This is a genomic window from Catellatospora chokoriensis (assembly GCF_011297315.1).
Taxonomy (GTDB): domain Bacteria; phylum Actinomycetota; class Actinomycetes; order Mycobacteriales; family Micromonosporaceae; genus Catellatospora; species Catellatospora citrea.
Map to the genome: position 1 here is coordinate 1 of NZ_JAAOTI010000023.1, position 22587 is coordinate 22587.

The 22587-nt window shown below is 71.5% G+C and carries 26 protein-coding genes; 14 read left to right on the forward strand and 12 right to left on the reverse strand.

The window, feature by feature from the left end; all coding sequences use genetic code 11:
* The first annotated feature begins 155 nt into the window (after nt 1-155).
* The 3 genes from HAV39_RS29180 (at nt 156) to HAV39_RS29190 (ending at nt 2889) form a co-directional block, all read left to right on the forward strand.
* Nucleotides 156-1049, forward strand: a complete 894-nt coding sequence (locus HAV39_RS29180; RefSeq protein WP_191842391.1) for a PPK2 family polyphosphate kinase — start codon at nt 156-158, stop codon at nt 1047-1049.
* 117 nt (nt 1050-1166) lie between these two features.
* Entirely contained in the window at nt 1167-1793 is a 627-nt protein-coding gene (locus HAV39_RS29185; RefSeq protein ID WP_120317326.1) for a DUF47 domain-containing protein, read from the forward strand.
* 88 nt (nt 1794-1881) lie between these two features.
* On the forward strand, nt 1882-2889 hold the full coding sequence (locus HAV39_RS29190) for an inorganic phosphate transporter (RefSeq protein ID WP_373311815.1): 1008 nt from the start codon (nt 1882-1884) through the stop codon (nt 2887-2889).
* A 105-nt stretch (nt 2890-2994) separates the two neighbouring features.
* Here HAV39_RS29190 and HAV39_RS29195 read toward each other — a convergent pair whose 3' ends face one another.
* From HAV39_RS29195 to mtfM, 3 genes are all read right to left on the reverse strand, one after another.
* A complete protein-coding gene (locus tag HAV39_RS29195; protein WP_191842393.1) occupies nt 2995-3960 on the reverse strand; it encodes a Gfo/Idh/MocA family protein in 966 nt (321 codons plus the stop codon).
* Between the two features lie 130 nt (nt 3961-4090).
* Nucleotides 4091-4684, reverse strand: a complete 594-nt coding sequence (locus HAV39_RS29200) for a heme-binding beta-barrel domain-containing protein (RefSeq protein ID WP_191842394.1) — start codon at nt 4682-4684, stop codon at nt 4091-4093.
* Between the two features lie 105 nt (nt 4685-4789).
* The gene (mtfM, locus tag HAV39_RS43375) at nt 4790-4894 is read right to left on the reverse strand and encodes a small membrane protein MtfM (protein ID WP_269059029.1); all 105 of its coding nucleotides are present in this window, start codon (nt 4892-4894) and stop codon (nt 4790-4792) included.
* A 40-nt stretch (nt 4895-4934) separates the two neighbouring features.
* On the opposite strand from mtfM, the gene HAV39_RS29205 reads away from it, so the two are divergent.
* Nucleotides 4935-5306, forward strand: a complete 372-nt coding sequence (locus HAV39_RS29205) for a DsrE family protein (RefSeq protein ID WP_373311816.1) — start codon at nt 4935-4937, stop codon at nt 5304-5306.
* Between the two features lie 36 nt (nt 5307-5342).
* Here the strand turns inward: HAV39_RS29205 and HAV39_RS29210 are convergent, their stop codons facing one another.
* From HAV39_RS29210 to HAV39_RS29230, 6 genes are all read right to left on the reverse strand, one after another.
* Nucleotides 5343-5861 carry a hypothetical protein gene (locus tag HAV39_RS29210; RefSeq protein WP_191842396.1) on the reverse strand — a complete coding sequence of 173 codons (519 nt, stop codon included), beginning with the start codon at nt 5859-5861 and terminating at the stop codon, nt 5343-5345.
* 146 nt (nt 5862-6007) lie between these two features.
* A complete protein-coding gene (locus HAV39_RS29215) occupies nt 6008-6340 on the reverse strand; it encodes a DUF1416 domain-containing protein (RefSeq protein WP_155391979.1) in 333 nt (110 codons plus the stop codon).
* Between the two features lie 5 nt (nt 6341-6345).
* Nucleotides 6346-7194 (reverse strand): sulfurtransferase, encoded by an 849-nt coding sequence (locus tag HAV39_RS29220; protein ID WP_191842397.1) that lies wholly within the window; start codon nt 7192-7194, stop codon nt 6346-6348.
* Nucleotides 7195-7442: 248 nt separating this feature from the next.
* A complete protein-coding gene (locus HAV39_RS43665) occupies nt 7443-7520 on the reverse strand; it encodes an Ms5788A family Cys-rich leader peptide (protein WP_330164811.1) in 78 nt (25 codons plus the stop codon).
* 105 nt (nt 7521-7625) lie between these two features.
* Nucleotides 7626-8333, reverse strand: a complete 708-nt coding sequence (locus tag HAV39_RS29225; RefSeq protein ID WP_191842398.1) for an LmeA family phospholipid-binding protein — start codon at nt 8331-8333, stop codon at nt 7626-7628.
* Nucleotides 8330-9313: a hypothetical protein gene (locus HAV39_RS29230; RefSeq protein WP_239120798.1), complete on the reverse strand. Its 984-nt coding sequence runs from the start codon at nt 9311-9313 to the stop codon at nt 8330-8332. The genes HAV39_RS29225 and HAV39_RS29230 overlap by 4 nt, the downstream gene beginning before the upstream one ends.
* Nucleotides 9314-9709: 396 nt before the next feature.
* On the opposite strand from HAV39_RS29230, the gene HAV39_RS29235 reads away from it, so the two are divergent.
* From HAV39_RS29235 to pstB, 7 genes are all read left to right on the forward strand, one after another.
* On the forward strand, nt 9710-10456 hold the full coding sequence (locus tag HAV39_RS29235; RefSeq protein WP_191842399.1) for a winged helix-turn-helix transcriptional regulator: 747 nt from the start codon (nt 9710-9712) through the stop codon (nt 10454-10456).
* Between the two features lie 102 nt (nt 10457-10558).
* Nucleotides 10559-11500, forward strand: a complete 942-nt coding sequence (gene mshD, locus HAV39_RS29240; protein ID WP_191842400.1) for a mycothiol synthase — start codon at nt 10559-10561, stop codon at nt 11498-11500.
* Between the two features lie 70 nt (nt 11501-11570).
* On the forward strand, nt 11571-13136 hold the full coding sequence (locus HAV39_RS29245; RefSeq protein WP_191842401.1) for a hypothetical protein: 1566 nt from the start codon (nt 11571-11573) through the stop codon (nt 13134-13136).
* Between the two features lie 166 nt (nt 13137-13302).
* Complete coding sequence (gene pstS / locus HAV39_RS29250) at nt 13303-14379, forward strand: phosphate ABC transporter substrate-binding protein PstS (protein WP_191842402.1); 1077 nt, start codon at nt 13303-13305, stop codon at nt 14377-14379.
* A gap of 90 nt (nt 14380-14469) precedes the next feature.
* Entirely contained in the window at nt 14470-15456 is a 987-nt protein-coding gene (pstC, locus tag HAV39_RS29255; RefSeq protein ID WP_191842403.1) for a phosphate ABC transporter permease subunit PstC, read from the forward strand.
* A gap of 64 nt (nt 15457-15520) precedes the next feature.
* A complete protein-coding gene (pstA, locus tag HAV39_RS29260) occupies nt 15521-16432 on the forward strand; it encodes a phosphate ABC transporter permease PstA (RefSeq protein ID WP_191842404.1) in 912 nt (303 codons plus the stop codon).
* Nucleotides 16433-16491: 59 nt separating this feature from the next.
* Nucleotides 16492-17283, forward strand: a complete 792-nt coding sequence (pstB, locus tag HAV39_RS29265) for a phosphate ABC transporter ATP-binding protein PstB (RefSeq protein WP_239120576.1) — start codon at nt 16492-16494, stop codon at nt 17281-17283.
* A gap of 75 nt (nt 17284-17358) precedes the next feature.
* Here the strand turns inward: pstB and HAV39_RS29270 are convergent, their stop codons facing one another.
* The 3 genes from HAV39_RS29270 to HAV39_RS29280 are packed head-to-tail and all read right to left on the reverse strand — an operon-like array spanning nt 17359 to nt 20018.
* On the reverse strand, nt 17359-17940 hold the full coding sequence (locus HAV39_RS29270) for an NUDIX hydrolase (protein WP_191842406.1): 582 nt from the start codon (nt 17938-17940) through the stop codon (nt 17359-17361).
* Nucleotides 17930-19105: a thiolase family protein gene (locus tag HAV39_RS29275; protein WP_191842407.1), complete on the reverse strand. Its 1176-nt coding sequence runs from the start codon at nt 19103-19105 to the stop codon at nt 17930-17932. The genes HAV39_RS29270 and HAV39_RS29275 overlap by 11 nt, the downstream gene beginning before the upstream one ends.
* A 31-nt stretch (nt 19106-19136) precedes the next feature.
* A complete protein-coding gene (locus tag HAV39_RS29280) occupies nt 19137-20018 on the reverse strand; it encodes an aminotransferase class IV (protein ID WP_239120559.1) in 882 nt (293 codons plus the stop codon).
* A 196-nt stretch (nt 20019-20214) separates the two neighbouring features.
* Here HAV39_RS29280 and HAV39_RS29285 point away from each other — a divergent pair, with 196 nt between their 5' ends.
* The 3 genes from HAV39_RS29285 to HAV39_RS29295 are packed head-to-tail and all read left to right on the forward strand — an operon-like array spanning nt 20215 to nt 22561.
* Nucleotides 20215-20637, forward strand: a complete 423-nt coding sequence (locus HAV39_RS29285; RefSeq protein ID WP_144127817.1) for a Fur family transcriptional regulator — start codon at nt 20215-20217, stop codon at nt 20635-20637.
* The gene (ygfZ, locus tag HAV39_RS29290; protein WP_239120560.1) at nt 20637-21704 is read left to right on the forward strand and encodes a CAF17-like 4Fe-4S cluster assembly/insertion protein YgfZ; all 1068 of its coding nucleotides are present in this window, start codon (nt 20637-20639) and stop codon (nt 21702-21704) included. Before HAV39_RS29285 ends, ygfZ begins: the two co-directional genes overlap by 1 nt.
* A gap of 20 nt (nt 21705-21724) precedes the next feature.
* Entirely contained in the window at nt 21725-22561 is an 837-nt protein-coding gene (locus HAV39_RS29295; RefSeq protein WP_120317309.1) for a beta-keto acid cleavage family enzyme, read from the forward strand.
* Nucleotides 22562-22587: the final 26 nt, after the last annotated feature.

Consider the following 22587-nt stretch of genomic DNA (forward strand, 5'->3'; position numbering starts at 1 on the left):
CCGCCCCACCCCGCCCCGCCCCGGTAGTTGATCACGGTCGTGGGGTAGCGACACTCCGTCGAACACGTCCATAAGTTCATGATCAACGCGGTCGGGCGTGGGTCGGAAGTTGGGGATGACCGGCGAGGGGGCGGGTTGTGCGCAATGATCGGGATGTGGCGGACGTGTCCGAATTGCTGCAGGTCGGGTCGGGGGTGGATCTCGGCGCGATCGATCCGGCGGGGACGCCGGGGCTGCCCGATCGCAAGGCGGTGCGACGGGATCCGAAGGGGTGGGCGCGGGCCGAGCTGGTGATGCTGGGGGCGGAGCTGGCGCGGCAGCAGGAGATGCTGTTCGCCAACGCCAAGGTCAACCCGGCCGACCAGCGCCGGGTGCTGCTGGTGCTGCAGGCGATGGACTGCGGGGGCAAGGACGGCACGGTCAAGAAGGTGGCCGGCACGATGAACCCGGAGGGTCTGCGGATCACCGCGTTCGGGCCGCCGACGGCGGAGGAGCGCCGGCACGACTTCCTGTGGCGGATCCGCCGGGCGCTGCCGCTGCCGGGATACCTCGGCATCTTCAACCGCTCGCACTACGAGGACGTGCTCGTGGTGCGGGTGCGCGAGCTGGTGCCGCCGCGGGTGTGGAAACCCCGCTACGAGATGATCAACACATTTGAACGTGAGCTGGTCGACAGCGGGTTCTCGCTGGTCAAGGTGATGCTGCACATCTCGTACGACGAGCAGCGCCGCCGCCTGCTGGAGCGCCTGCGCGACCCCACGAAGTACTGGAAGTACAACCCCGACGACGTCGACAACCGCGCCTACTGGCCCGCGTACCAGCAGGCTTATCAGGACGTCCTCCGGCGGTGTGGGACTGATCACGCCCCCTGGCATGTGGTTCCGGCGGACCGGAAGTGGTACCGCGATTGGGCCGTGGCGCACCTCATCCTCGATGCCCTGAAACGCCTGGATCTGAGTTATCCGCCGGCTGCCTTCGACCCCAAATCAGAGACGAAGCGCCTGGAACGTGAGGAAACGGGCAGCGCGGCGAAGATGAACGACAGGTGAACGGGCCATGAAGGGAAGAAGGCGCTGGGTGACCGGGTCACGAACGCCGGGTAACAGTGCTTAGCATTCCCCCGACCAGACCGTCCGGATGACACCACCAAACCAAAGGTGCTTGCGGTGAAGTTTTCACTCCGCCCCCAAGAGGGCGCCTTCTACGAGATGTTCTCCCGTGCCGCCCAGAACCTGGTGCGCGGCACGGAGCTGCTCTCCGAGCTGGCGCTGCCCGGCGCTGACGTGCAGTCGGTCAGCGAACGGCTGGCCGACGTCGAGCACGACAGCGACCAGATCACGCACGAGCTGTACAACAAGATCAACTCTACGTTCATCACGCCGTTCGACCGCGAGGACATCTACCGCCTCGGCTCCGGGCTCGACGACGTCATGGACCACCTGGAGGCCGTGGGCAACCTGGTCTACCTGTACGGCCTGACCAAGCTCCCGGCCCTGCCGCGCGAGATGATCGAGCTGATCGACGTGCTGGACCAGCAGGCCAAGGTCACCGCCCTGGCCATGCCCCGGCTCAAGCAGATGAAGGGCCTCAAGGACTACTGGGTCGAGTGCAACCGCCTGGAGAACGACGGCGACCGCACCTACCGCATGCTGCTGGTCCGGCTGTTCAGCGGCGAGTACGACGCGCTGACCGTGCTGAAGATGAAGGAGGTCGCCGACGAGCTGGAGGCCGCCTGCGACGCCTTCGAGCACGTGGCGAACACCGTCGAGACCATCGCCGTCAAGGAGTCCTGATGCGCGGCCTCATCGCCGGCTCCCCCGGCCGGGGGAGCGTGACGTGAACGAGCTCCTCATCCCGGTGCTCGCGGTCATCATCGCGGCCATGGTGTTCGACTACACCAACGGCTTCCACGACGCCGCGAACGCCATTGCCACCAGCGTCTCGACCCGGGCCCTCACCCCGCGGATCGCGCTGGGCATCGCCGCGCTCGGCAACTTCGTCGGCGCGCACTTCGGCGCCCAGGTGGCCAAGACCGTCGGCAGTGGCATCATCACGCCCCCGGAGGGCGAGGTCGGGCTGGGCATCGTGTTCGCCGGCGTCGTCGGCGCCATCGCCTGGAACCTGCTGACCTGGTACTACGGCATTCCCTCGTCGTCCTCGCACGCGCTGATCGGCGGCCTGGTCGGGGCGATGCTGGCCGCGCTCGCGTTCGGCGTCAAGGGCGAGGTGCTCTGGGGCGGCATCCTGGAGAAGGTCGTCCTCCCGATGATCGTGTCGCCGGCCACCGGCTTCATCCTGGGCGCGGCGTTCATGCTGTTCCTGCTGTGGGCGGTGTACCTGCTGGCCAAGTGGCTGTCCAAGCGCAAGTCGGGGCGGCTGCTGCAGCCGACGCCGCTCAACCGGTTCTTCCGGTTCATGCAGTCGCTGTCGGCGATCGCGATGTCGGTCGGCCACGGCATGCAGGACGCCGCGAAGACCATGGGCATCATCGTGCTGGCGCTCTACACGGGCGGGTTCCAGAGCTCGAACGAGACCATCCCGGAGTGGGTGTTCTGGACCTCGGCGACGGTGCTGGCGCTGGGCACGTACGCGGGCGGCTGGCGCATCATCCGCACGCTCGGCCGCCGGGTGATCCACCTGGACCCGATGGCCGGCTTCGCCGCCGAGACCGTGGCCAGCAGCGTGCTGTTCACCGCGGCCGCCTACGGCCTGCCGATCTCCACGACGCACACCATCACCTCGGCGATCATGGGCGTCGGCGCCACGAAGAAGTTCTCGGCCGTCCGCTGGGGCGTCGCCGGCAACATCATGACCGCCTGGGTCCTCACCTTCCCCGGCGCCGCCATCGCCGCCCTGATCACCTACGTCCTGGTCCGCCCCATCTTCTGACAGTCCCCCCGGACAAGATCGCGACGATCTTGCGCGAACGGTTGCCGATGTGCCCGGAAAGGGCGTGTCGTACCCGCCGTACGCGCAAGATCGTCGCTTTGGTTTTCAGTAGGTGACGCCGATCTGGGCGCGGACGGCGTCCATGGTGCGCATCACGGACAGGGTCGAGGACAGGGGGACCAGGTCGGATTCGAGTTTGCCCGCGCGTAGGCAGCGGGTTGCTTCGGCGGCTTCGAAGTGCAGGCCGGCGGGGGCGGTCTCGAACTCCTCCGGGTCGGCGCCGTGGCGGTGCAGGACGAAGCGCTCCGCCGCGTGGAAGCCCCACGGCAGCTCGATCCGGCCCTGCGTGCCGACGATGGTCGCGTTGCGCACGTCGCCGTTGATGCCGCAGTACAGCGACGCCACCGCGCCCGACGGGAAGCCCAGGGAGATGCTGGTGCGGGCGTCGGTGCCCTCGGGGAACAGCTGCGCCCACGCCCGGACCTGGTCCGGCTCGCCGAGCAGCAACTGCGCGAAGCCGATCGGGTAGACGCCGAGGTCCAGCAGCGCGCCGCCGCCCAGCTCCGGGTTGCGCAGCCGGTGCGACGGCTCCGGGTCCAGCCCGATGCCGAACGCCGCCTGCACCGCGACCACCTCGCCGATCGCGCCGTCCGCGATCAGCTCCTGGATCTTCAGGGTCGACGGCAGGGTGCGCGTCCAGAACGCCTCCATCAGGAACAGCTCGCGTTCCCGGGCCATGGTGACGAGGTCCTGGGTCGACGCGAGGTCCAGCGTGAAGGCCTTCTCCACCAGCAGCGGCTTGCCGGCCCGCAGGCACAGCGAGGCCGCCGCGTGGTGGTGGGAGTGCGGGGTCGCGATGTAGATGATGTCCACGTCCGGGTCGGCGGCCAGCGCCTCCCACGAGCCGTGGCTGCGCGCCGCGCCGTGCTCGGCGGCGAAGGCCTGTGCGGACGACGCTGTCCGCGAGCCCACGGCCGCCAGTTCGGTGCCGGGCACCTGGCCCAGCTCGCGCGCGAAGCGTGCGGCGATCCCGCCCGTGGCGAGAACGCCCCAACGAATCTGATCAGTCACGACCCGAAGCTACACCGGTTAAGCAGGAGCCCGTCGCAGCGGCCGCTCGGTGTCCATCCGGAGCGAAGCGCAGGATGGACGACCGATTAAGGCCGCGGAGCGGGCTCCGCATGGTGCAGCTCCGCTTATCTCAGCCGGCGACGCGGATCAGGCGGGCGCTCAGGTGCGGGGTCAGGCCCTCGCCGACCGCGGCCATGTCCTGGGCGTACAGCAGCGCGCCCTCGACGATGCCGTAGAGCCGGTGCCCGGCGGTGACCTCCTTGGCGGTGGACGTGCGCGCCACGAAGTCGGTGACCATCTCGATCCGGGGCGGGTTCGCCTCGACCTTGCCGAGGTAGAGCTCCATGATCCCGGTCGGGTTGGTCATGATCGCTTCCAGCTCGTCGCCGTCCTTGCCCGCCGGACGCCACCAGCCGACCTCGCGGCCGCCGGGCCGCACCGGCTTGGACTCCGCGTCGAGGATCCACGCCTTCGACTCGTAGAACAGGAACGGCCGGCCGTCGTGGCTGATCCGGATCTCCTGCGCGTAGTCGAAGTCCTCGATGGACGGATAGCCGCCCCGGCCGCGGCCCCGCCACACCCCGACGAAGGGCAGCAGGTCCAGCAGGTCGCCGTGCAGGTCCGGCCCGCTGCGCAGGTCGTGGGTCTCCTCGTACGGGTACGGGTCGACCGGCGGCGCGTTCAGCCACGGCGGCGGCTGCAGCGGATTCTCTTCAGTACTCACCGTTTCAACCCTCTTCGTTCACGACTGCGGAACTCGCTGACGCTGGCCCGCCACACCGGTGTCGCACCGGCGCGGCCCCGCCCGCCCGTGTGCGGGCAGGCACGCTCACCAGCGGCCGCGCGATATCTTGACGGCCACGTAGGCCAGGCCGCCGGCGAGCGCGCCGAATCCGGCGACCAGCAGGCTGACGAACCCGATCTCGGTGACCACGGGTAGATCCTATGAGGCGCGCCCGGCACGCGTGCATAAGCTGTCGGACGTGGCACGCAAACTCATCGTGAAGACGACCGCCGGGGCCGACGCGCCGGAGCGGTGCGCGCAGGCGTTCACCGTGGCCGCGACCGCCGTGGCGGCCGGCGCCCAGGTGTCCCTGTGGCTGACCGGCGAGGCCAGCTGGTTCGCCCTGCCCGGCCGGGCCGCCGAGTTCGAGCTGCCGCACTCCGCGCCGCTGCCCGACCTGCTCGACGCCGTCCTCGCCGCCGGCACCGTCACCCTGTGCACCCAGTGCGCCGCCCGCCGCGAGATCACCCCGGCCGACGTCATCCCCGGCATCCGCATCGCCGGCGCCGCCGTCTTCGTCGAAGAAGCCCTCTCCGACGACACCCAGGCCCTCGTCTACTGACGCAGGCCCTCGTCTACTGACTGTGGAACCGGCCGGTCAGGGGACGCGGCAGCCGGAGCTGAGGTCGACGGTCACGGTGCCCTCGCCGGTGATCTTGCCGCGTGCCGCCACGTAGTTGCCCGCGTCGTAGTAGAAGCCCTCCTTGGGGCCGTCGGCGGGGCGGGTGACGGCGTCGGGCAGCGCCGCGGCCAGCGACGTGATCGTGTCGGACTCGCCGCCCACCGGGCCGGAGACGGTCAGCGTGCGGACGAGCGAGACGCCGTGGCGGGCCGCGGACAGGCTGCAGGCCTTCTCGGCGTACCCCTTGTCCTGGATCGTCGCGCCGGCCGGGACGCGGGCCGTGACCTGCCCGACGACCTCGTCGATGGTGGCCTTGGCCGAGGCGGCGGTGGTCTGGTCGCGCAGCGACGGCGGGTCGTTGCGGGCGGACCAGACGGCCAGCACGACCAGCAGCACGGCCCAGGCGGCGACGAGCGCGGGCCACAGGTAGCGGCGGGCGGGCGGCGTCGGCTGAGGCTGCGGGGCGGCCTCGGGTGCGGGCGCGTCGATGGTCACGCGTTCATGCTGCCACGCGGGTGCCGCCGGGCGTGTCGCGGTGGGCCGGATGCGGTGCCGGGCCCGGCGGCGCAGCGCGGCACGGGGTGTCGAGAAGGGCACCTTCCATAACGCGGAGCGTTAAGAAGGTGCCCTTCCTTTGGACGCTAGGCGACGGCGAGGGAGACCTCGTTGACGCCGCGGTCGGCGGTGACGGTGGCGTCACCGTTGCCGAAGCGCGACAGGGCGCGCAGCTGCCAGGTGCCGGGCGCGGCGAAGAAGCGGAACTGGCCCGCCGGCGAGGTCACGACCTCGGCGGTGAACTCGCCGCTGCGGTCGAGCAGGCGCACGTACGCCCCCGCGACCGGGTCGCCACCGGCGGCCTGCACGGTGCCGGTGATGACGGTCTCCTTCTCCAGGTCGACGCTGAGCGGCAGCGGGGCGGCCTGGTCGGGCGCGGCGCAACCGGCCGCGACAGTGGAAGCAGTCTGTGCGGTCATGGTGATCACGCCTTCCCGGGCTCGTCGCCCAGTGCCACCGGCACGCCGACCAGCGAGCCGTACTCGGTCCAGGATCCGTCGTAGTTCTTCACGTTCGCCTTGCCGAGGATCTCCTGCAGCACGAACCAGGTGTGCGAGGAGCGCTCGCCGATGCGGCAGTACGCGATCGTGTCCTTGCTGTCGTCGATGCCTGCGGCCGCGTACAGCTCGGTCAGCTCGGCGTCGGACTTGAAGGTGCCGTCCTCGTTCGCGGCCTTGGACCACGGCACGCTGATCGCGGTCGGGATGTGGCCGGCCCGCTGCGCCTGCTCCTGCGGCAGGTGGGCGGGGGCGAGCAGGCGGCCCGCGTACTCGTCGGGCGAGCGCACGTCGACCAGGTTCTGCACGCCGATCGCCTTGACGACGTCGTCGCGGAAGGCGCGGATGGACAGGTCCTGCTCCTGCGCGACGTACTGGGTCGCGGGGCGATTGACCTCGTCCTTGACCAGCGGGCGGGCGTCGAGCTCCCACTTCTTGCGGCCGCCGTCGAGCAGCTTCACGTCGCCGTGGCCGTAGAGCTTGAAGTACCAGTACGCGTACGCGGCGAACCAGTTGTTGTTGCCGCCGTACAGCACGACGGTGTCGTCGTTGCCGATGCCCCGCGACGACAGCAGCGCCTCGAACTGCTCCTTGTTCACGAAGTCACGGCGCACCGGGTCCTGCAGGTCGGTGCGCCAGTCCAGCTTGACCGCGCCGGCGATGTGGCCACCGTCGTAGGCGGTGGTGTCCTCGTCTACCTCGACGAACACGACGCCGGGTGCGGCGATGTTCTTCTCGGCCCAGTCGGCCGAGACGAGGGCGGATTCGCGACTCATGGAGTTCTCCCTTGAGATATGGCTGGTGGATGAACGTCTGATGCGGGTGACGCCACCGGGAGCGCGAGCGGGAGAAAGAAAAACGTCGCCGCGTACGGGTCCACAGGGGGTTCACCGGGTACAGGGCGACGGCGGCTGGCTGACTTGCGGGGGCGGCCGGCTCAGCGATGAGCGGGCGATGCGAGTCAGTTGACAGAGCTGCTAAACGATCACGGAAGCGCGATCGAGGTGCGCAAACTGTGCCGCCGTCAGAGGACGGGGCAACACAGGCACGTGGCCACGCGGCACAGGTCGACCGCGCGCCGCTTGGTAAGCAGCGGACTCATAGTTCGTGACCCTACCAGCAGCGCTCTGATTTCGGGAATGTGTCGTCCACCATCCGGGAACGGTGGATCACCATCCGGGAGCCCGGAAGATGATCCACCCGGCCGTCAGGCCAGCTCGACGTCCTTGGCGGTGAAGGACACGACCAGGCCGGTGGCCTCCGTCTGGACGTCCTTCAGTTCGAGGTGGAACGGCAGCTTGGGCAGGGACAGCGTGACCGCGAGCCGATCCTTGTAGGCGTCGATGATCGCCTGGCTGACCGAGCCGGCCGCGCCCTTGAGCGAGGTGGCGCGCAGCCGGACCCGGCCACCGTCCACGACGGTGACCTCGGCGGTGCCGCTGACTTCGCCGATGATCGGCACCTTGCCGCTGATCCGGACCGTGTTCGGGCCGGCCGAGCTCAGGGTGATCCCGGCCAGGCCGCTGGCCTCGACCAGGCTGGCGTACGACACGGTGGCGGTGCCGTCGACCCGGGCCGCGACCGGCCGCGCGGTGCCGTCCATGAGCTGTGACAGCGGCGCCTCGACATCCTGCGCCGCCACGCTGAGCAGGGGCAGGGGCAGCGTGCCGCCCTTGAGGTCGCGCATGGTGATGTCGATCTGGGTGTACCGGCCGGCCGCGACCTGGGTCAGGAACGGGAAGCCCTGGATCTCCACCTCGGGTGGGGTCGAGGTGATGCCCTGCTCCTGCATCCGCGCGGAGACCCGCGCGGCGATCTCACGTTCCGCGTAGTGCGCGCCGACCCGGTCGGCGACCACGACCAGCATCCCGAGGGCGACGAGCACCACCGCGGTGACCGTGAGGAATTTCCTCATGCGGGCACCAGGAAGAACACGCTGATGACGTAGGCGACCGGCGCGGCCAGCGCGAAGCCGGCCAGCGGGCCCTGCATGTGGCGGGCCAGCCACATGGTGGGCGCCTCACCGGACTGCTCCCGCCCCGCTTCGGCGAAGCCGATGGTGAGGTCGGCCAGCACGGCGGCCCCGGCCGCGGCCATGCCGATGATCGCGGCCTGGCTGGGCGTGAACGGCACCAGGTAGCGGCCGATGACGGCGGCCACGCCGGTGCCGAGCATCGCGCCGATCACGATGCCCGCCGAGCCGCGCGGGACCTGGTCGGCCAGGCGCGGATACGGCGCGAAGACGTCGGTGAGCCGGGCGACGCTCAAGGCGATGCCGCTGGCGATGAGACAGACCACAATGGCCTGTGTGCCCGCCGGGAGGCGGGTCAAAACAATGAGCGTGGCGAACGAGACGACGCCGAGCACGATGACCACCGTCGAGCCGAGCGACTCGGAGACGTGCATCCGCCCCTCGGGGCGCACCATCTGGCCGACGACGCCCGCGACCAGACCGCCGGCCGCGATGAGGCCTAGGGGGGCCACCGAGGCGACGTCACTCGTGATCGCCGCGACGTCGGCGCTGAGCGCGGCCAGCACGCCCACCGTGGCGACGACCTTCACGGCGGGCGGGCGGATGGCCATGGTGGTGGCGAAGACGTACAGCAGCTGGGCGCCGAGGATCACCACGGCGTAGGGGATGCGGCCCGCACCCACGCCGGCGGTCTGCGCGCCCATCACGAGGCCGACGCCGAGCAGCAGCGCGAAACCGGCCACGGCCGCCGACAGCAGCCGCCGCACCGGGACGATCTCGACCGGGGGGCCGTCCTCGCCCTCGGGCTCGGGTTCGTCGCCGCCTCGGGCACGCCGCCGGTCCTTGCTCTTCACCGCCTCGTCGCGCCGGGAACGCGGGCCGGGCTCGGCGCCGCGTTCGGCCGCGCCGCGGCTCGCGGGCACGGGAACGGGCGCAGGGCCACGGCCGGCCGGGCCAGGGCCGGGCCGGTGCGGCCCGTCGAACTGGGGGCCGGATGACCTGCGATTACGGACGCTGTCGTCGGGAGGGGAACCGAGCACGCAACGATCGTGCCACCTCACCCCCCAAGAGCGCACCTCACCGGGGTGGGAACCTGCCGGACGTGGGCGCGGCGCGCGAAACACGCGCGAAAGATGACCGAAACACAGCCTCGCGATCACGGGCGGTGAGTGACAAACGCATGAGGTGCTGGTATTTCTTATGTTCTCGACTATGCTCATGCTTTACCCGCCCGTCAGCGACGCCGGGACCGACGTGAGGCCAGCCACGCCCCCCATGTGCTGCTCGCGCGGCCCTTGCCGCGAGGACGGAGGCGATCCGTGGAAATCCTGCTCCTGGTAACCGCACGTGCTGGTGAACCATCCGCCGTGCTTCCCGCGCTCGACCTGCTGCCGCACACCGTGCGCACCGCCCCCCGCGACGTGCGCACCCTGGTGTCGGCCCCCAGCCCCGACGCGGTTCTGGTCGACGCGCGCACCGAACTCTCCGAGGCCCGGGCCACCTGCCGCATGCTGCACGCCACCGGCATCGGCGTGCCGCTGATCGCGGTGGTCACCGAGGCCGGTCTGGTCGCCATCAACGCGGACTGGGGCGTCGACGACGTCATCCTCGCCGCGGCCGGTCCGGCCGAGGTCGAGGCCCGGCTGCGCCTGGCCGTCGGCCGCCTGAACTCCGCGACCGCCGCCGCCGGCGGCCTCATCCGCGGCGGCGAGCTGACCATCGACCCGGACACGTACGCGGCGAAGCTCAAGGGACGCCCGCTCGACCTCACCTACAAGGAGTTCGAGCTGCTGAAGTTCCTGGCCCAGCACCCGGGCCGGGTGTTCACCCGCGACCAGCTGCTGCGCGAGGTGTGGGGCTACGACTACTTCGGCGGCACCCGCACGGTCGACGTGCACGTGCGGCGCCTGCGCGCCAAGCTCGGCTCCGAGTACGAAGCCATGATCGGCACCGTGCGCCAGGTCGGCTACAAGTTCGTGGTGCCGTCCTCGCGCCAGCAGCTGGCCGAGCGCGACTCGCTCAGCGACGCCGCCGAGCAGCTGCTCGCCGACCTGCCCTCGATCTGACCCGACGGTTTTCGACAGTCGCGCCCGTGGCAACCGCCACGGGCGCGACTCGTTCACCGCGCTACGCGAAGCGATTTCATCGGCTCCGGCTACGCTGACGCCATGATCGGGTATGCCGAGCGGCGCGACCGGCTCACACCGGACGAGGTATCCGCAGTGGTCGAGCTGGCCCGCGCGGCGGGGGACACCGACGGCGCGTACCCGCTGTCCGAGCACACGGTGCTGCACCTGCGGCACGGCGGCGACGCCCCCGCGGTGCACCTCATCGCCCGCACCCCCGACGGCGAACTCGCCGGCTACGCCCATGTCGACACCACCGACGCCGTGGACGGACCCGCTGCAGAGCTGGTCGTGCACCCGCTGCGCCGCCGTCACGGCCTGGGCCGGGCGCTGGTGAAGGCGGCCATCGCGGCGGCGGCCGAGGCCGACCCGGACGGCCGGCTGCGGCTCTGGGCGCACGGCGACCACCCGTCGGCGAGCGCGCTGGCGCTGTCGCTGGGCTTCCGCCGGGCCCGGGTGCTGTGGCAGATGCGGCGCTCGCTGTTCGCCGAGGTGCCGCAGCCCGACCTGCCCGCGGGTGTGGTGCTGCGCCCGTTCCGGCCGGGCGAGGACGACGAACCCTGGCTGGCGCTCAACGCCCGCGCCTTCGCCGACCACCCGGAGCAGGGCCGGTGGACCCTGCGCGACCTGCACGTGCGGATGGCCGAGCCGTGGTTCGATCCGGCGGGCTTCCTGCTGGCCGAGCGCGACGGCGTGCTGGCCGGGTTCCACTGGACCAAGGTGCACGGTGAGCTGCGCCGCGACGCGCAGGACGCGCACCACCACGATCCGATCGGCGAGGTGTACGTGCTCGGCGTCGACCCGGCCGCGCACGGCTCCGGCCTGGGCCGCGCGCTGACCGCGGCGGGGCTGCGCCACCTGCGGGCCCAGGGCCTCGACCAGGTGATGCTGTACGTCGACGAGTCGAACACCGCCGCGACCGCCCTCTACCAGCGACTGGGTTTCGCCCGGTGGTCCACGGACGTGCTCTTCCAGCGCACCTGAACGACCTCTTCCGCAATCCTGTGAGATCCATCACCATCTAAGGACGGACGGTGGCGGTAGGAGGCGCGGCGTGATGGAGCAGGAGCCACCCGACGTGCTGTCGCAGCGGGAGCCGGCGAGCCCGGCCGCCGCGCCCGCCGACTTCACCGACTGGGTGGCCCGCCGCCTGCCGCCGCTGGAGCATGCCGCCCGGCAGCTCACCGGCGACGACGCGCAGGCCACCGCACTGGCCCGGGAACTGCTCGGCCTTGTCGCGATGCGGTGGCCGCGGCTGCGCGGCAACGACGCGGAGCATCACGCCCCGCCCGGCGCGGCCGCCGACCGGCTCCTGCAGCGGCTCTTCGCCCGGGAGGTCGCCGACGCGATGCCACAGCACCGGGTCCGGCTGGACCTGGACCGCGTCCCGCCGGCACGCCGTCCCGGCCGCACGCTGCCGCCGACCGCCGAGGAGGAGGCGGCCGCCCTGTGGCGGCGCGGCCGGGCCACCACGCGCCGCCGGCTGCTGATCGCCGGGGCCGTCGGCGCGGCCGCGCTGGGCGCGACCGGGATCAGGGCGCTCACCGCCGGGCGCGACGAGGGCCTGCGGCCGCTGCCCGTCCTGCCCTCCGGCTCGCCCGGGACGGAAGGGGTGGACGAGGTGCCACCGGTGGCGCGGCAGCTCGCGCTGCCCGTGGCGCTGGTGGCGAAGCTGCCGCGAGAACTCGCGCCCGGTGATCCGGCGCGGCTGCCCGCGCTGAGCGCCCGGCCGACGCCGCGGGCGCTCGCCGTGCTCGACGCCGCCACGGGCCCGGCCGCCACCGGCCCGCTGCTGGTGCTGGGCGAGGACGGCGGCTGGCGCCGGGTCGACAAGCTTCCGGCGGAGGCCGCCGCACTGCTGTCGCCGGGCGCGCTGGCCCCGGACGGCACCCGTACGGCGGTGGTCACGGCCGACGAGCTGTGGGTGGTCGAGTCGGCCACCGGCCGGGCGCGGCGGTACGACGTCACGCCGCAGTCGCCCGTCGTCGTCTGGCTCGGGCCGCGGCACCTGCTGATCGCGGTCGACCAGCTGCTCGATGTCACCACCGGCCGGCTGCTGGCGGTGCCCGTGGGCGTACGCGACGCGATCGCGCCCCGCCGCGCGGCCGGTGCCGACACGCCGACGACGGTGCTGGAACTGCTCTCCGCCGGGGACCCGATCACCGCGCCGCCGCGGGTGCGCCGCTGGGAGTTCGACGGGCGCAACCAGAGCGAGGGCACGGTCGCGGTGACCGGGCCGGGCGCGGGGCGGCTGGGTCAGTTCCTCGGACCGGGGTTCGCGGTCGTGGGCGGCGACCTGGTCGCGCGGATGTGCGAGCCGGCGGGGCTGGCGGTGCGGCCGGACTGGCGGCCCGGGGCGGCGGTGGTCGTGCTGGATCCCGGCGCGGCCAGGGTGCGGCGGATGCTGGCCGCCGACGCGGACGTGACCGGCGCCGTGACGCTGCTCGGCTGGCTGGACCGGCGGCGGGTGCTGCTGCGCTGCGCGGGCGGGTCGGGCGCGACGCCCGGGGTGGATCAGCGGGTGCTGGTGTGGGACGTACGTGACGGCAGCCTCGCGCTGGTGGCGACGGTGGCCTCGGCCGGCGAGCTGTCGCTGGCCGACCTGGACGGGGCGGTGTGACCGCGTTCACTTCCCGGCCACACCTTGCTGAGGGAGCCGTCACCGGTCCTGTTTTGCCTGTTCACCCTGCGTTCACCTGAGACGGGAGAACCGTCTACCTCAGCCGTGCAATGTCGGGGTCAGGCCGGTGACGGCCGTTATCCCTGACTAGGAAGGCACCCCTGAAGTGAACCGTAACGTGCTCTCTCGGCGCGTCTTTGTGGGCGTCGCGGTCGCGGCGCTTGCTCTTGCTGGTTGCTCCTCGAAGGGCGACCCGGGCACCGACCCCTCCGCCAGCGCCGCCGCCGGCGGTCTGGCCTCCATCACCGGTGAGCTGAAGGGTTCGGGCGCCAGCTTCCCGAACACCTACTACCAGGAGGTCATCCTCTCCCTGAAGGATGCCGCTCCGAACTTCAAGGTGACCTACAACTCGATCGGTTCGGGCGCGGGCAAGAAGGAGTACGGCTCCGGCCTGGTCGACTTCGCCGGCACCGACAGCACGGTCAAGGACACCGACGGCGTGACCGCCGGCTCCTACCTCTACGTCCCGACCGTCGCCGCGCCGATCACCGTGGCGTACAACGTCAAGGGCGTCGACAAGCTGCAGCTGAGCCCGGCCACCCTGGCCAAGATCTTCCAGCGCACCGTCAAGACCTGGAACGCGCCGGAGATCGCCGCCGACAACCCGGGCGTGACCCTGCCGGCCACCGCCATCTCCGTGGCGCACCGCTCGGACGGCTCGGGCACCACCAACAACTTCACCAAGTACCTGGCCGCCGCGGCCCCCACCGACTGGAAGCTGGGCAGCGGCGACACCGTCGCGTGGCCGGCCGACACCCAGGCCGGTGCCAAGAACACCGGTGTGGCGCAGCTCGTCAAGGGCGCTGACGGCGCGATCGGCTACATCGACCTGAGCGACGCGAAGGACTCGGGCCTGCCGTTCGCCGCGATCAAGAACAAGGACGGCCAGTACGTGCTCCCGACGCTGGAGGGTGCCACCGCCGCGCTCGCCGGTGCCGAGATCAAGGACGACCTGACCTTCAACCCGCTGAACGCGGCCGGTGCGGCCACCTACCCGATCACCGCGCCGACCTACCTGCTGGTCAAGCCGAAGTACGACGACCCGAAGAAGGCCGAGCTGGTCAAGGCTTTCGTCAAGTACGTGCTGACCGACGGCAAGGCCATCGCCGCCGAGGTCAACTACGCCGTGCTGCCGGCGGAGCTGCAGGCCAAGGCGCTCGCCCAGCTGGACAAGGTCAGCTGAAGCTGAGCTGACCTGAGCACCACCCCCGGTGCGGTGGGTCCCCCCGGACCCACCGCACCGGGCCTCGCCAGGCCACCCCTCGGAGAAGAGATGACAGTCCTAGACAAATCCGCCCAGCTGACCCGGAAGGACCGCGGCAGGCACGCCGACCGGCTCTTCTGGGCCTTGTGCGTCTCCGCGGGCTTCGCGGTGCTGGTGATCCTGGCGTTGATCCTGATCACCATGGTGAAGGAGGCCTACCCGGCCTTCTCGTCCGAGTTCTTCACCAGCTCGACCTGGATCCCCAACGACCCCGACGGCGACGGCCCGGCCAAACCGGTCTACGGCACCCTGGCCTTCCTCTACGGCACGCTGATCGTCTCCACGATCGCCGTGATCATCGCGGTCCCGGTCTCGCTCGGCATCGCGCTCTTCCTGACCGAGCTGGCGCCGCGCCGCATCCGCACTGCCATCGTCACCCTCATCGACCTGCTGGCCGCAGTGCCGTCGGTCGTCTTCGGGCTCTGGGCCATCCTCGTCGTCGCGCCCGCGATGGTGCCGGTCTACCAGTGGCTGCACGACGTGCTGGGCGGTATTCCGGTGCTCGGGTCGCTGTTCGGCGAGCCGCGCAGCAGCGGCCGCAGCCTCATGACGGCGGGTCTGATCCTCGCGATCATGATCGTCCCGATCATCACGTCGATCGCCCGCGAGGTCTTCGCCACCGTGCCCGACTCCGACAAGAACGCGGCCTGGGCGCTCGGCGCCACCCGCTGGGAGATGATCAAGGGTGCGGTGCTGCCGCACAGCTTCGGCGGCGTGGTCGGCGCGGTGATCCTGGGCCTCGGCCGCGCGATGGGCGAGACCATCGCGGTCGCCCTGGTCATCGGCAGCTCGGTGCAGATCACCGCGAACCTCTTCGAGAGCGGCTACGCGCTGCCGGCCATCATCGTCGACCAGTGGGGCGAGTCCACCGGTGAGTTCACCGCCGCCCTGATCGGCATGGGTGTGGTGCTGTTCGTCATCACGGTGCTGGTCAACCTGATCGCCCGATTCGTCGTACGCCGGGCGGAGATCCGGATGAGGGGAGCCTCGGCATGAACGGGCTCAGCGAGCGAATCACGACGCCGCGCACCGGCGCCGACGAGCGAGGCGAGGAGAAGCCATGACCACGACAGCTACGCGCCCCGCGGCGGCGGCTCCGGTGCCGGCGGATCTGCGCCGCTCGGCGCTGCCGCTGCGCCGCCGGCTGACCGACGGCTTCAGCAAGGGCCTCATGGGGCTCGCGCTGCTGATCGCGCTCATCCCGCTGGGCCTGGTCATCTACCACGTGTCCAGCCGGGGCATGGCCGTGCTCGACTGGGACTTCCTCATCGATGACATCCCCAACTCGGCCCGCCGGGCCGGCGGCGGCATGGGCCCCGCGGTCGCGGGCACCCTGCTGATCACCGGTGCCGCGGCCGCCATGGCGATCCCGCTCGGCGTGCTCGGCGCGATCTACCTCAACGAGTACGGCAAGCAGAACGCGCTGGCCCGGCTCATCCGGACCATGTCCGACGTCATGACTGGCGTGCCCTCGGTCGTCATGGGTCTGTTCGTCTATGTCTCGTACGTGCTGATCGTCAAGGAGCAGTCCGGCTTCGCGGCCGCGCTCTCCCTGGGCTGCCTGATGCTTCCGGTGATCATCCGCAGCTCCGAGGAGATGCTCCGCCTGGTGCCGGACGAGCTGCGCCAGGCCAGCGCCGCGCTGGGCGCCCGGCGCTGGAAGACGACCATCTCCGTGGTGCTGCCCGCGGCGATCTCCGGCATCGTGAGCGGCGTGATGCTCGCCATCGCGCGTGCCGCGGGTGAGACCGCGCCGGTCGTGCTGGTCGCCGGCACGACCTTCGTCGCCAACTGGACGCTGGCAGGGGACAACACCACCCTGGCCGCGCAGATCTTCAAGAATGCCGGAGAGCCGTTCCCGGCGGCACAGGAACGTGCCTGGGGCGCGGCGCTCACGCTGATGGTGATCGTGCTCGTGTTCACCGTCGCGGCCCGCCTGATCTCCAGTCGCTTCGCCATCAAGGAACGTTGAGGATGACCATGAGCACCGACTTCACCCTGTCCACCCTTCTTCCGGGAGCCGTGCCCGCCATGCCCGTCGCGTCCGCAACGCCGGTGATGCAGCTGGAGAACGTCAGCGTCTTCTACGGCAACTACGAGGCCGTACGCGGGACGAGCATGGCGGTCCGCGAGCACCAGATCACCGCGCTGATCGGCCCTTCGGGCTGCGGCAAGAGCACCGTGCTGCGCTCGCTCAACCGGATGAACGACCTGGTGGCGGGTGCCCGGGTGGCCGGGAAGATCACGTTCCACGGCCAGGACCTGTACGCCCCGGACGTCGACCCGATCCAGGTGCGCCGCCGCATCGGCATGGTCTTCCAGAAGCCGAACCCGTTCCCGAAGTCGATCTACGAGAACGTGGCCTACGGCCTGAAGATCAACGGCATCAAGGACAACATGGACGACCGCGTCGAGCAGGCACTGCGCGGCGCGGCCCTGTGGGACGAGGTCAAGGGCAAGCTGAAGACCAGCGGCCTGGCCCTGTCCGGTGGCCAGCAGCAGCGCCTGTGCATCGCGCGGGCGATCGCGGTCAAGCCCGAGGTGATCCTCATGGACGAGCCGTGCTCCGCGCTCGACCCGATCGCCACCGGCAAGATCGAGGACCTGATGCACGACCTGGCGGGCACGTACACCATCGTGATCGTCACCCACAACATGCAGCAGGCCGCCCGCGTCAGCCACCACACCGCGTTCTTCACCGCGGAGCTGGACGAGGCCGGTGTGCGGCACGGCCGCCTGGTCGAGTTCAACGACACCGGCCGCATCTTCACCAACCCGGCCGACAAGCGCACAGAGGACTACATCACCGGCCGCTTCGGCTGATCGAGACTTTCCTCTCTCCATAAGGCGAAACGCCCGGCCTGCCGCTACCGCGGCGACCGGGCGTTTCGTCGTGGGTCAGAGCGAGGGCATGTAGGGCGTGCTCACGTCGCGGTGGGTGGTGAGCATGTCCGCCACCGCGGGGTACGCCGCCAGCTCGCGCAGCGTGACCAGGGTCGGTGGCAGCATGGGCAGCTCGCCCGCCTCGTGCTCGGCGATCGCGTCCTCGGGCGTCAGCCAGCGGGCCCGGTCGGCCTCGAACTCGGGCAGCGCGGCGTCCTGGCCGTCGGGCATGGCGGCCAGGAAGAACCAGGTGTCGAACCGGCGCGGCTCGAAGACCGGGGTCAGCCAGCGATGCCACGGGGTCAGCGCGGCCGGGAGCAGGGTCACCCCCGTCTCCTCCGCGATCTCGCGGACCGCCGCTTCGGCCGGGGTCTCGCCGGCCTCCAGCGAGCCGCCGGGGAACGCCCACATGCCGCCGAACGCCATCGCCCGCATCCGGCGGATCAGGAAGATCGTGCGGTCCGGGCGGATCAGCACCACCGTGGACGCCTCGCGGGGCGTCGCGGGCTCGCGGCCCGACTCGGCGAATTCCCGGGCCAGGGCCTCGAAGCGGGCCCGCTGCTCGGGCGGCAGCAGGTCGAACGGGTTACTCGACATGGACCAGCACCGCCTGTCCCTGGCCGACGCCGATGCAGGCCGCCGCGATGCCGTAGCCGCCGCCCCGGCGGCGCAGCGTGTGGCACAGGTCCATGACGACCCGGGGCGCGGACGCGCCCAGCGGGTGGCCGTATGCGATCGCGCCGCCGTCGACGTTGACCAGCTCCGGGTCGATCTCCGGCAGCTCGTGCAGGCAGCTGAGCACCATCGCGGCGAACGCCTCGTTCAGCTCCCAGGCCGCGATGTCGTCGAAGCCGAGCTTCGCCTTGGCCAGCAGGGCGCGGATCGCGGGGACCGGGCCGGTGGAGAAGCGCTCCGGTGACACGCCCGCGACGGTGCTGGCCACGATCCGGCCGAGCGGCTGCACGCCGAGGCGCTCGACGGCCGCCGCCGAGCCGACCAGGGTGGCGGCGGCGCCGTCGTTGACGGGGGAGGAGTTGCCCGCCGTGACCGTGCCGTCCGGGGTGAACGCGGGGCGCAGCTTGGCCAGCGCCGCAGCGCTCGTGTCGGGGCGCACCGACTCGTCGCGGGCCACCCCGGCGACCTCGAACACCCGGTCGTCGAAGCGGCCCTGCGCCCAGGCGGCGGCGGCGCGCTGCTGCGAGCGCAGCGCCCAGGCGTCCTGGGCCTCGCGGCCGATGCCGAACTCGTGGGCCACCTGCTGGGCGGCGACGCCGAGCGGCACCGTCCACGCGTCGGGCATCAGCGGGTTGACCATGCGCCAGCCGAGCTGGGTGTTCCACAGCTTCGCCTCGCCGGGGAAGGCCGTGTCGGGCTTGGCCATCACGAACGGGGCGCGGCTCATGCTCTCCACGCCACCGGCGATGACCAGGTCGACGTCGCCCGCGCGGACGGCCCGCGAGCCCTGCACGATCGCCTCCGCGCCGGCCGCGCACAGGCGGTTGACGGTCACTCCGGGCACCGTCGCGGGCAGGCCGGCCAGCAGCGCCGCCATGCGGGCCACGTTGCGGTTGTCTTCGCCGGCGCCGTTGGCGTCACCGAGGATCACGTCCTCGATCAGTGCGGGGTCCAGGTCGGGGTGCCGCTTGAGCAGCGCGACCAGGGGCGCGGCCGCGAGGTCGTCGGTGCGTACGCCGGAGAGCTCGCCCTTGTGGCGGCCGAACGGGGTGCGGACCGCGTCGATGAGAAACGCCTGCGAGGTCATGCTCCGCAGGCTACGTCACCTGAGTGATCGTTCAGCAACCCAGGTTCGTGAAGCCCAGGTAGGCGCGCAGCTTCTCGGTGTGCTCGGACGGGGCCGTCGCCGTGCCGTCGATCGCCCGCAGCTCGGCGATGCCGCGCACGCTGGACAGCAGCCACACGCCGTCGGCCGCGGCGAGCTCCGCCGGGGTGACCATCCGCTCGGCGGCGGTCCAGCCGAGGTCGCCCGCGTTGTCGAGCAGGTGCCGGGCGGTCGTGCCGGGCAGGATGCCGGTGGTCTCCACGGGCACCGTGCACAGCGTGTCCCCGCTCAGCCAGACCAGCGTCGAGGTCGGGCCCTCCAGCGCGTAGCCGTCCGCGGAGACCCACAGCGCGTCGTCCACGCCCTGCGCGAGCGCCCAGCGCTGCGAGGCCATGTTGATCGCGTACGACAGCGACTTCACACCGCCCAGCAGCCACGGGGCCGAGGTGCGCGCGTCGGCCGGGTAGCCCAGCGAGATCGTGGTGACGGTGATGCCGTCGCGCCGTGCGGCCAGGGTGGCCGCGCCGATCGGGTTCACGGTGGCGAAGCAGGTGACCGGGCCGCCGGTGGCCGCGGTCGCCTCCGCACCGCGGGTGCACACCAGGCGCAGCGCGCCCTCGGCCGCGACGGGCCACTGCGCGCAGGCCAGCGCGGCCAGCTCGCGCAGCGCGGACTCGGCGGGCAGGGCCAGCTCCATCCGGGCGGCCGAGCGGGCCATCCGGGCCAGGTGCTCGTCGACCAGCCACGGCTGCACGCCGCCGTGGCCGTCGGGCCGCACGTGCATGGTCTCGAAGACCCCGTCGCCGCGCAGCACGCCGAGATCGTCGGCACGGAGCACGGGAGTGTCGGCCGGCACCACGCCACGGCCCTGGACCACGAGAACAGGCTGCACCACGGCCGGAATGCTACGCGTCCCCGCGATCACCCCCACCGCCGTCCCACCGCCCTGCGCCCTCACCGCCCTCGCCCGCCCGCCCGATCCGCCCGCCCTTGATCGTCCGACTTGCCTGGCAACCGGGCGAAAGGCGGTCCAAGATACGCACGACTGCCTGGCAAGTCCGATGATCGAGGCGCCGAACTATGATCGGACGATGCCCGAACAAGGCTCCGCCGAGCTCGCCGAACTCCTCCGCGATCGCGGCCTGCGGCTCACCCCCCAGCGGCAACTGGTGCTCGACGCCGTGCGCCAGCTCGTGCACGCGACCCCGGAACAGGTGCACGCCGCCGTGTGCGAGGTGGCCTCCGGGGTGAACATCACCACCGTGTACCGGACGCTGGAGCTGCTGGAGGAACTCGGGCTGGTGACCCACGTGCACCTGTCCCACGGCGCGCCGACGTACCACGACGCGGCGGTCGTGCAGCACGTGCACCTGGTCTGCCGCAACTGCGACACGGTCACCGAGCTGGAGCAGAGCGAGCTGGCCCCGCTCGCGGAGCGGCTGCTGTCGCAGCGCGGCTTCCGGATGGACATCGGGCACGTGGCCTTGTTCGGACTATGCGGGAGCTGTGCGTGATGGGTACGACCGTGCTGATGGGCCATTTCGACCCCGACTCCGCCGACGCCGCCGTCGCGGCGCACCACGGCGACCCGAACCGTGAGCAGCGCACCCTGCTGACCGCGGCCGGCATCGTGGACCGCTCGCACCGCGGGGTGCTGGCGCTGACCGGCCCGGATCGGCTGAGCTTCCTGCACAACCTCACCTCGCAGCACCTGACCGCGCTCGCCGACGGCCAGGGCACCCGGACCCTGGTGCTGTCCCCGCACGGGCACATCGAGCACGAGCTGTGGGTGTCCGAGCTCGACGGCACGCTCTGGGTGGACGTCGAGCCCGGCACCGTGGACGCCCTGGTGACCTTCCTGACCCGGATGCGCTTCTTCACCCAGGTCGAGATCAAACCCGCCGACCTGGTCGTACACAGCCTGGTCGGCCCCGGCGCACTGGCCGCCGCCGCGAAACTGGGCGTCGCCGTGCCCGCCGAGCCGGACGTGCTCGACGTGCCGGGCCCCAAGTTCGCCACCGGCGCCCTGCTGCCCCGCCCGACCACGGTGTACGCGCTGACCCCGCTGCCCGGCGGCGGTTTCGTCCGCAGGCACTCCCTCGGCGACGTGCCGGTCCTCGACCTGCTGCTGCCCGCGGAGACCGCCGCGGCGACGCTGGCCGCGCTGGACGTGCCGCCCGCCGGGCTGTGGGCGTACGAAGCCGTGCGAGCCGCCGCGAAGCAGGCCCGCGTCGGCGTCGACACCGATCACCGGACGCTGCCGTCGGAGGTGGACCTGACCGCAGCCGCGGTGCACCTGGAGAAGGGCTGCTACCGGGGCCAGGAGACGGTGGCCCGGGTGCACCACCTCGGCAAGCCGCCGCGTGCGCTGCGCCTGCTGCACCTGGACGGCATCGCCACGGACGAGCTCCCGGCGCGTGGCACCGAGATCACGGCGAATGGCCGTACCGTCGGATTCATCGGCACCGCGGCCCGGCATGCGGAACTCGGGCCGATCGCGCTCGCGGTCATCAAGCGCAATATTTCCGGCGACACCCCCCTCACCGCGGGAGAATCTACGGCCTCTATCGACCCTGACTAGAAATATGACAGGATGCGCGCATGACGAACGGCACTCTGATCACCGTCGCGCCCACCGGCGCGGAATCCGCCAAGGCTGACGTCCCCGCCCTGCCGGTGACGCTGGACGAGCTGGTCGCCACCGCCAAGGAGTGCGAGGCCGTCGGCGCGAGCGTGATCCATGTGCACATCCGCGACGACGAGGCCAAGCCGAGCCTGGACCCCGTCCGCCTGCGCGAGACCGTCGCCGCGCTGCGTTCCAGCACCGACCTGATCGTGCAGCTGTCCAGCGGCGGCTCCGTGCACGACCCGGAGTCCGCCCGCCTGGCCGTGCTCGACGCCGGCCCGGACATGGCCAGCTGCACCATGGGCACCGTCAACTTCGGCGACGACGTGTTCATGAACCGCTGGGAGTTCATCGTCGACCTGCACACCCGCATGCAGGAGCGCGGCGTCGTGCCGGAGTACGAGATCTTCGACCTGGGCCACCTGTGGGCCCTGCAGCGCCTGCTCGACAAGTACGGCCTGCCCGCCGGCGGCCACGTGCACGTCGACTTCGTGATGGGCGTGCCCGGCGGCATGCCCGGCACCCCGGCCGCGCTCGTCGCCTGCCAGCAGGCCCTGCGCGAGCTGCCCGAGGGCACCACGTTCTCGGCCACCGGCATCGGCCGGTTCACCCTGCCGGTGCTGCTCACCGCGCTCGGCGCGGGCGGCCACCTGCGGGTCGGCATGGAGGACACGGTCACCTACGCCAAGGGCCAGCCGGTCGAGTCCAACACCCAGCTGGTCGCCCGTGCGTCCGCATTCGCCCGGTTGGCGCAGCGCCCCGCGCTGACCCCGGGTGAGGCACGCAACCTCCTGGGGATCCCGCCGCGCTGAAATGTGAAACCCCGGTAGCGTTCCTT